Source organism: Acinetobacter sp. UNC436CL71CviS28 (assembly GCF_000620525.1).
Taxonomy (GTDB): Bacteria; Pseudomonadota; Gammaproteobacteria; order Pseudomonadales; family Moraxellaceae; genus Acinetobacter; species Acinetobacter radioresistens.
On sequence record NZ_JIBB01000023.1, the window covers coordinates 42898 to 51381 of the forward strand.

General features: G+C 35.9%; 10 protein-coding genes and 1 pseudogene. 8 read left to right on the plus strand and 3 right to left on the minus strand.

Translation table 11 applies throughout. The features are described from left to right. Nucleotides 1-198 precede the first annotated feature (198 nt). Nucleotides 199-411 carry a hypothetical protein gene (locus tag N518_RS0109870; RefSeq protein ID WP_005014460.1) on the plus strand — a complete coding sequence of 71 codons (213 nt, stop codon included), beginning with the start codon at nucleotides 199-201 and terminating at the stop codon, nucleotides 409-411. Between the two features lie 1082 nt (nucleotides 412-1493). Beyond that, complete coding sequence (locus tag N518_RS0109880) at nucleotides 1494-1850, plus strand: hypothetical protein (protein WP_005025774.1); 357 nt, start codon at nucleotides 1494-1496, stop codon at nucleotides 1848-1850. Nucleotides 1851-2032: 182 nt separating this feature from the next. Here N518_RS0109880 and N518_RS0109885 read toward each other — a convergent pair whose 3' ends face one another. Next, complete coding sequence (locus N518_RS0109885; RefSeq protein WP_005025772.1) at nucleotides 2033-2509, minus strand: GNAT family N-acetyltransferase; 477 nt, start codon at nucleotides 2507-2509, stop codon at nucleotides 2033-2035. A 392-nt stretch (nucleotides 2510-2901) separates the two neighbouring features. Between N518_RS0109885 and N518_RS16210 the strand changes: the two are divergent. Beyond that, nucleotides 2902-3084, plus strand: a pseudogene (locus N518_RS16210) (DMT family transporter); the annotation flags it as partial. A 672-nt stretch (nucleotides 3085-3756) separates the two neighbouring features. Here N518_RS16210 and fumC read toward each other — a convergent pair. Together fumC and N518_RS0109900 are read right to left on the minus strand one after the other, a co-directional pair. Further along, nucleotides 3757-5151, minus strand: coding sequence for a class II fumarate hydratase (fumC, locus tag N518_RS0109895; protein ID WP_005025770.1), 1395 nt, complete (start codon nucleotides 5149-5151; stop codon nucleotides 3757-3759). A 124-nt stretch (nucleotides 5152-5275) separates the two neighbouring features. Further along, nucleotides 5276-6283, minus strand: coding sequence for an NAD-dependent epimerase/dehydratase family protein (locus N518_RS0109900; protein ID WP_005025768.1), 1008 nt, complete (start codon nucleotides 6281-6283; stop codon nucleotides 5276-5278). Nucleotides 6284-6370: 87 nt separating this feature from the next. On the opposite strand from N518_RS0109900, the gene tusD reads away from it, so the two are divergent. The 5 genes from tusD to N518_RS16770 form a co-directional block, all read left to right on the plus strand. Further along, complete coding sequence (gene tusD / locus N518_RS0109905) at nucleotides 6371-6739, plus strand: sulfurtransferase complex subunit TusD (RefSeq protein WP_005014468.1); 369 nt, start codon at nucleotides 6371-6373, stop codon at nucleotides 6737-6739. Nucleotides 6740-6782: 43 nt separating this feature from the next. Then, nucleotides 6783-7133 carry a hypothetical protein gene (locus N518_RS0109910; RefSeq protein ID WP_005025766.1) on the plus strand — a complete coding sequence of 117 codons (351 nt, stop codon included), beginning with the start codon at nucleotides 6783-6785 and terminating at the stop codon, nucleotides 7131-7133. A gap of 18 nt (nucleotides 7134-7151) precedes the next feature. Then, a complete protein-coding gene (locus N518_RS0109915) occupies nucleotides 7152-7436 on the plus strand; it encodes a hypothetical protein (protein WP_005025764.1) in 285 nt (94 codons plus the stop codon). A 16-nt stretch (nucleotides 7437-7452) separates the two neighbouring features. Further along, nucleotides 7453-7767: a TusE/DsrC/DsvC family sulfur relay protein gene (locus tag N518_RS0109920; protein ID WP_005025762.1), complete on the plus strand. Its 315-nt coding sequence runs from the start codon at nucleotides 7453-7455 to the stop codon at nucleotides 7765-7767. Nucleotides 7768-8258: 491 nt separating this feature from the next. Next, nucleotides 8259-8484: helix-turn-helix domain-containing protein (locus N518_RS16770; protein ID WP_240489316.1), on the plus strand; the 226-nt coding region annotated here is incomplete at its 3' end.

Below are 8484 nucleotides of genomic sequence, written 5' to 3' on the forward strand. Positions count from 1 at the left end.
GCTGAGGAAATAGAAGAACAACAATTCAAGGTGATTGGCGGGGTTTGGCAAATCTCATCTATAAAGATGGTAGTTAAATTTCGGGTGTTAAATGTTCAAATATTCGGCATAATAAAATTATAATCGACATATAAATAGTCAATAAAACCTGTTAATTGTGAAGCTATACTATTTCAATATTTATGGAGAATAAAAAGAATGACCACCAAATCTGAAATTTGCCATACGGCAAAAGAACAAGTGGCTTTTGAGCTTATGAAGTACATAGCCGAGGTCGAAGCCTCAGAAGACCAGGAAAAGTACCATAAGCCTACTGTACGCGAATATTATTTACGTCTATATGGTAAGTGCCTACATGTGATTGAGTTTCCGGACTCAGACTTTAGAAAGCTGATGGATGATAGAGAATGACGAATATTAGGATAGAAAATAACTAAATAAGAGAGCGTGTTAGACACAGTACTCTAGTAATGCTGCTTAGATTTTCCTAAAAAAGGAATACAAGTCAGTTTTTTATAAGAGTTAAGTATTGATATTTATGAATTAGCAGAGAATTTGATAAATGGCAAAATTGGCTTCAACTTTTTGCTAAAAATATCAATTTGTAAACCAGGTCAAATGGTCTAATAGAACCGCTTGCGGGGGAGTTGCGGCTTTACTTTTTCTCTAATTTTTTCCTCTTTGAAGAATCTTTATATTTTGATAAGTTTAATGCTCTAGATAAGATTAAATATTTCTGTAAATCACACAAATCTACATTTATTGAAAATGGTTATCTAATGGCAGGATTCTCCATTAAACAACTCGACTTTAAAGTTATTGAGTATACTGAACTTCTTAGTAAACTAATTAATTACCAATATAGGTCTAGAAGACTTCAAGCTATAGAGGATATTTTAACTTCTATAAGAGTGGTTTTTTAAAGAAAGTTTTCATCTATTGAAGTTAGTCCTAAACTTATAGGACATTTAGGATAGAAATATGATTTCAACTTTGCTCACCATGCGACATTTATTGATTATATTAAAGCGGATAAAATAAGAAGAATGCTCAATCCAGAAAATGATTGAGACTAAAAACCTTAATAGTGATATTTCATTCAATAAGATTATTGATGATTTAGAGAATGATTAGTCTAAATCAGAATAGATGATTTTTTCTGGTTATAATAAGGTTCAGCCTCTATCTAAATTTCTAGCAAGTTGAATATTCTTAATACTTTCCACCTTCAACGGTAGGTTTTTCTTTTAAATAGAATTCTGAAAAATTAAATAAAAAGATACTTAGCAACATACTCAAGAAACCCGCACCTCTTGCATCCATATGATTTCTGATTTTATTATGCAGGATATGAGGTCCAAAAATCATCTCAGTAAAAGCTTACACATTCAATTCTATATTTTTATTTTAAATCAAAGAATAAATTTTTTTAAAGTTTCTTTTTTACAAACTAAAATTTATAATTAGCAAGCTTTAATTAAAGACAAACCTCGATGAAAACAGAAGTAGTCCTTATCCTTCTTTTCACTTTAACCATTACTGCATGTCAAAAACAACCAGAACAGCCTATGGCTGCTGAGCCTTCGAATGAACCTGCAGTAACAACAGAATTTGATCAGGCAGATAAAAAAATCACAGACTTTCTGGACCAGCTTGATCATCCTAATACATCACAGGAACAGCGCACCCAGATCATCTGTAAAGACTACCCTGCTGTTTATAAAAATGAGTATATACCGGCTTTACTAAAGCTCTCACCAAATGAGTATACTGAGCCTAAACTCCTTCAAGATATGAAGATTGCCTTAAACTATTATGTTCAGAAAGATAAGGTAATCTGTAACGAGTAATACCAGACTCGCTTATTCGTTAATTAGCTGATCTTCTAGCTAGCGTTGAACCAAATCTATTTTATTTACACTTATAAGCACTATTTTAAGGATTATAGAATAAACTGTAATTTATGAGGATGCCACCTCAGCTTTACAAATACAGGTAACTAAGAGCTAATAAACAGTTAATAATTAATCTATTACTTATTAACGAGGGTCAAGCTATAGCGAAGCCTTGGAGCGGTATGAGTCACAGTAAGTCCTAGAGATTTCCAGAAAAAATTTGCGGGTTTAAGCTCATCGGTTTCAAGTTCGACAAGAACGGCGCCAAGACTCTGCCCCCAACTTATTACATTCCGCCATAGCGCTTTTCCAAAACCATGCCGATGGTATTCATCACGGACATAAAACTCTGCAACATTTAGGATAATATCATCATCTTTGCCAAGCCAGGCATTAGCAATGGCAACAGGTTCATCGTTGAGATACATAATAAAAAATCCTCGATCTCCCTGCCTAAATCGTTGCTTCAAATCGGATGAGATCAGTTCTTGAATTTTGGTTTCACTATTATTAGTGTAGACAGTCGGCCAGTGACGCTGAAAATATTCACAGCACAATACAATAAAATCCTGCCACGCTTTCGATTGGGGATCAATACGTTCTATCCTTAGCATTATAAGTATCCAATGGTGGCATGAATAATCTCAACAACCCAGATTGTACATAGCCATTTGACACAGTGTCTATCCGGTTTTAATTAAAAGTAAATTTAGATGAAAAAATAACCCTCACCTTTCTTTTCGTTAAGAGGATAGATAACAGTAAAATTAGGGCTAACTAAACTCAATTATCTTGTTATTATATCCATACTAGTCCTGTGTTTTTATTATTTTTATTCAAGCATATATTGAGTAAGCAATACCCCTTTTACTATTCTCTTATTAGTTTTACTTTAAGGTCCACTTATTATATTCAAAGTAGACGACTTCTACTGGTGCATTTTAAACTAAGCTGCACCAGTTTACACTTGTCGGGACGAGCTGATCACTATTTAAAGTTAGCGATTATGGCATGGGTTATTCTGATTCTTGCAGGTATCTCTGAGATTGTCTGGGTGTATTCAATGAAGCTATCAGCAGTTTTTATTAAACTCACCCCTAGCATTATTACCCTTTTCTTTATGGTTCTTAGTTTTGGTGTGCTTGCCTATTCAATGCGCACCCTTTCCCTTGGTACGGCTTACACCATCTAGACAGGCATTGGTGTAATGATCTGAGTGTAGAAATTGCTGGTAACATTGAGCAGAGTTATCAAGCTTCGAACATAAGTTGGGGATTTTAAGCCTTAAATCTAGCAAGAATTCTGCTTCACACGACACAATATCTATCAAGAACATTTTTAACAGCGATTAAGCAAGTCATTGTATATCTTGGATTAAGTAGTCGGCACTTACCAAGCTTTCATGAAATACCTATACTTCCATTCCCTTGTATAAGAAAGCTGGAAAATTAGTCCAAACTCTCGCAGGCCATACAACCAAAAAAATGACAGAAATATATACTTCAAGGCATAAACTTATCTGAAATGATGCAGATATTGGGATTGATCTTCCCTTTGATATGAATAAAAAAATAAGCCCGCTCTTATTCTTATAGCTTATTTATTGGCTAAAATAACAGGAAAGTAGCCAGCAAAGCCAGATCATAATCATTTATTTTATATAGGTTCCCAAGTAGCGATTTGAGCAAATTTTTAAGTAAAATTAATCATATAAATATTATGAAAAATAGCTGTTATATCTTTCTTGGAAATTAATATATATCCAAAAAAATCATCATTAGCAGTTAATACCTATTGGACGAATTTATTCGCCTGTAAAAACTGCCGATGTTTAATTGGCTAGAAAATAATCCTATCTGGATTACTTAGTATTTGGTGAAACCATTTTTTCCGGTCTGACCACTTCATCAAATTGCTGTTCAGTGACCAGATTAAGTTCTACAGCAACCTGCTTTAGTGTCTTTCCTTGTTTATAAGCTGTTTTAGCTACTTTGGCCGCATTTTCATATCCAATCACTGGATTTAAAGCCGTCACAAGCATAAGCGAGTTATGCAAGAAATAATCTATTTTTTCACGATTTGGCTCTATACCTAGTGCACAGTTATCATTAAAACTATTACATGCATCACCTAGAAGCTGGATTGATTGTAATAAATTGAATGCAATCACTGGCATAAAAACATTTAACTCAAAGTTCCCTGAAGCTCCAGCAATATTAATTGTAGTGTCATTGCCCAATACCTGAGCAACCACCATAGTCATAGCTTCACTTTGGGTCGGGTTCACTTTTCCAGGCATAATACTTGAGCCCGGTTCATTTTCAGGAATATATAACTCTCCCAAGCCACAACGTGGCCCACTTGCCAGCCAGCGAATATCATTAGCAATCTTGTTTAGGCTTGTAGCAAGCGTCTTTAAAGCACCTGATGCAAATACAGCTGCATCACGGCCTGCCAAAGCCTCAAATTTGTTAGGGGCTGTGATAAAAGGCAAGCCGGTGAACTGTGACAGTCGCGTTGCAGCTTTTTCAGCATATTGGGGATGAGCATTTAAACCTGTTCCTACTGCCGTACCCCCTAGTGGCAATTCGTACAATCCTTCAAGAGCCTGATTCAGACGTTTTAATCCATGATCTAACTGTGATACATAGCCACTAAATTCTTGACCTAACGTTAAGGGGGTTGCATCCTGCAAATGGGTACGACCAATCTTAACAATATCTTTAAATTCTTCAGATTTTCGTTCTAAGGTATCTTTTAATCTGGTGACCGCCGGTATAAGAAGTTCATTAATTTGCAAACTGGCTGCTACATGAATTGCAGTCGGAAATGAATCATTAGTAGATTGGGCCCGATTTACATGATCGTTTGGATGAACCGGCTTTTGTGAACCTAAAGCATTTCCCAATTTCTGGTTGGCAATATTGGCAATTACCTCATTACAGTTCATATTACTCTGGGTGCCTGAGCCAGTTTGCCATACAACTAGCGGAAACTGGGCATCCCATTTACCTTCAATCACCTCTTCAGCAGCACCAACGATATAACCAGAAATTTCATCTGTGATCTGGCCAAGTTCGGCATTGGTCATTGCTGCCGCCTTTTTAACCAGCCCCATTGCACGAATCATAGGACGCGGCAGACGTTCCTGTCCAATTTTAAAGTTCTGCAAACTGCGCTGTGTTTGAGCTCCCCATAAAGCTTCATTCGAGACTTCAACCTCACCCATAGTGTCGTGTTCGATTCGAGTTTGCATAAACGTCCTCTATCTTTGTACTGAATTAAGAATATATTGGTTCAATCATTTAAAACTGCTCGTAATCTATTATGCTAAGCAATAATCACCTTTATGTAAATAATAATCATTTTTATTAAATTAATTATTGCCCTTGTAGTGTATTCTGATAAAAACGCCACTCATCCTCAATCATCTGTTTCAAGGTGCGTTTAGGTCCCCACTGAAGCTGAATTCTAGCTTTATTCAAATTAGCACCTAACTGTTCAAGCTCATCGAGTTTATGGGTTGCATCGATGGTACGAATGTCTGATTGAGTATAAGTCGCTACCTGATCTAATAGAGCTTGTATAGAAACTACTTTCTCTCCGGCAATATTAAATGCTTCACAACAATGATATTGATTTTGCAGCCAGAGCAAACTAGAAATTATTGCATCACATGCATCAAGTACATGTAAAAAACTTCGCTCTACAGTCTGATCCTCTGTATTTGCATGACGCTGTAATTCAATATATTCCCGTTGCATTGCTGCGGCCTGCATAGCCATCGGCATAATGTTTTTTGGTAAAGGTGTCACATATTCACCTAAAACTCCGTGTTCAAAAGCTCCCGCCACATTACCCAGCCTTAAAATAGCTATTTTCCATTCATTATCTGTTTTATAAGTATCATAAATAATCTCTTCAACCATCTGTTGAGATTTAACATAAGGATTTGGATAGGTATAGTTAAATGGCTCATCTTCTGTGAGATCCAAACCGGATTTACCATATACGGCCAAAGAAGATAAATGTACTAGAGAGCGGACACCTGTGCGCTGCATTGAACGTAACAGACTCATAATACAACTGACATTATCATTGTAATATTCAAGTGGTTTTAATCTAGATTCTTCAAGAGACTTGAATGCAGCAGCATGAATCACAGCATCAACTGAATACTGTTCAAAAACTTTATTCAGGGCAGGCGTATTACGTACATCAATTTTTACAAATGGCACATACATTCCAAAAATGTATTCAAGTCTTTCCAGAGTTTGCAAATTAGCATTGGCCAGATTATCAACAATAATGACCTCTTGCCCTTGAGCTAGCAAGTTTAAAACTACATGCGAGCCGATAAAGCCTAAACCACCAGTCACTAAAATCATTGTATACTACCCTTAAATGATAATGCGTATTGCTCCGTCATAACCCTGATCGAAACAAATCACTGATCTAAACCGAATGAATATTTAATGAGTACCTTACTACTAATTACCTCTGCTCCGACTTCAATATATGCCTGGCATGCACTTGGTCTTGCTCAGGCCTTAAAAACTAAAGATGAAAACTTTCGTGTATTTTTTTACCAAGATGGTGTAATGGTAGCCAATAGCTTGCAATGGTTACCAGATGATCAGCGCAGTTTGACTCACGAGTGGCAAAAACTAAATATTCGCTTACCGGTATGTGTCAGTGCAGCACTAGCACGTGGCATTACTGATGAGCAGAATGCACAGCGTCATCAGATCAGTCAATACAACCTTGCTCAGGGATTTGAACTGGTTGGATTAGGTGAACTGGCAGATGCCGTACAGTCTGCTCAACGTTTAATTCAATTCTAAGTTGTTATTTTCAATAGATTGTTGCTTTTAAAAGGTGAATTGTGTGAGAACTGTACTTGTTATATTAACCCAGCCTAACCTTGGTAGTTTACAGATACATGAAAGCCTTTCAGCCACAATGGTTTTGGCGACTTTTGGCTGTCAAGTCAAAGTGTTACTGCAAGATGCAGCTCTCACTCTATTACGCTCCAAATTAGAATTTGACCAGTTACGCCATGCCTTCAAGATTGCTTCAAATCTGTTAGATAGTTTTGAATTTTATGATTTAACACCTGTACTTATAGAGGAAGAAGACCAAAACTCTTCTTTTGTAAAAAATACACAGCAGGAAATTCAAATTGTAAAGTTTGATGCGGAATTCATCCGCTCTTTTGATCATGTTCTGTATTGGTAATTTTCACGAGTAATATATATGACAGATAAAACCCTTTTTCTTGTACAGTCAGATTACTCCTCCGCTCCTCAGGCATTAAGCAAATTACAGAAAATTTATAGTCCTGAAGATACCATAGTCCTTATGGGTGAAGCAGTGCTGTATTTTTCTGTCGAGTGGTTAAAAGAGTGTGCCTCCCTTTACATATTAAGAACTGATACAGAACTTTTAATAGAAAAACTCCCTGATTTTATTGATCTAATTGATTATTTAAAATTTGCAGATATTATTTTGCAATTCAATCGTTGTATTCGCTTGAAATAATACTTAGGCTATTTTTATGAATCTTAAACTGGATCAGGACGGCCATCTGGTCGATTATACGTTGTGGAATGAAGAGGTTGCTCAGCAACTGGCAAAATCACTGGAGCTTGAATTAACTCCTTGGCACTTCAGAGTCTTACAAGCCGTACGTCAGTTTTACCATCAGTATGGGCATTCTCCTGCCACCCGCCCGCTAATTAAGTATCTGATCAAGACTCTGGATGATCCATTAATTGATAATGCCCTTTTACAGGAAAAATTTAATACCGGCCTAGTTGCTCGGCACTTGAGCCGTCTTGCTGGTATTCCTAAACCTGCTAACTGCCTTTAAGAGTATTTTAAATAGGAAATGAGCAAGATGAAGCCAATTAAAATAGAATAACTTCTTGTTTCCTCTTCTTTTTGCTCAAGATATAAACAGGAAACTTACTGGTAATTAAGATTTTGCCAATATGACTTGCTGAATATTCAGACTGGGATGAGATCAAGTTCCAGCTAGTATGAACAAAAAGGTCAACTTGCTGTATGATATTTATACTATATATTTTTACTGAAAATTTATTTAGATTAAGTAAATCACCTATTTATTTCATTTAGATCTATTGGCTACTTAATAACTATAAATTCACCTTTAGTAAATTTTTCAATTAAAAATTTTTAAATAGATTCATGAGTAAATGAAGAAAAACCCAACTTTATGTATGCAAACCTGGCAGAGTAAAACTTGAAGTGCGACATAAACCACCTAATTAATTTAAAGGGTTTATGGAGTATATAAAATTGTCATACCATCATCTTAACTTTGAAGATCGTACTGCATTAATGCTTGAGTCAAGAAAAGAAGGCTTTTCAGCCAGAAAATTTGCTGAACTCATTAAAAGACATCCTAGTACGATCTATCGTGAGCTTAAAAGAAATAGCATCAATGACGTTTATCAAGCTCGATATGCTTCTGATAACACCTTCGCTAGACGTAGACGTGGTCACAGAAAACTCAAAATCGATTCAATCCTCTGGAAATTTATTGTTGAAGCGATCCGTTGTTTAT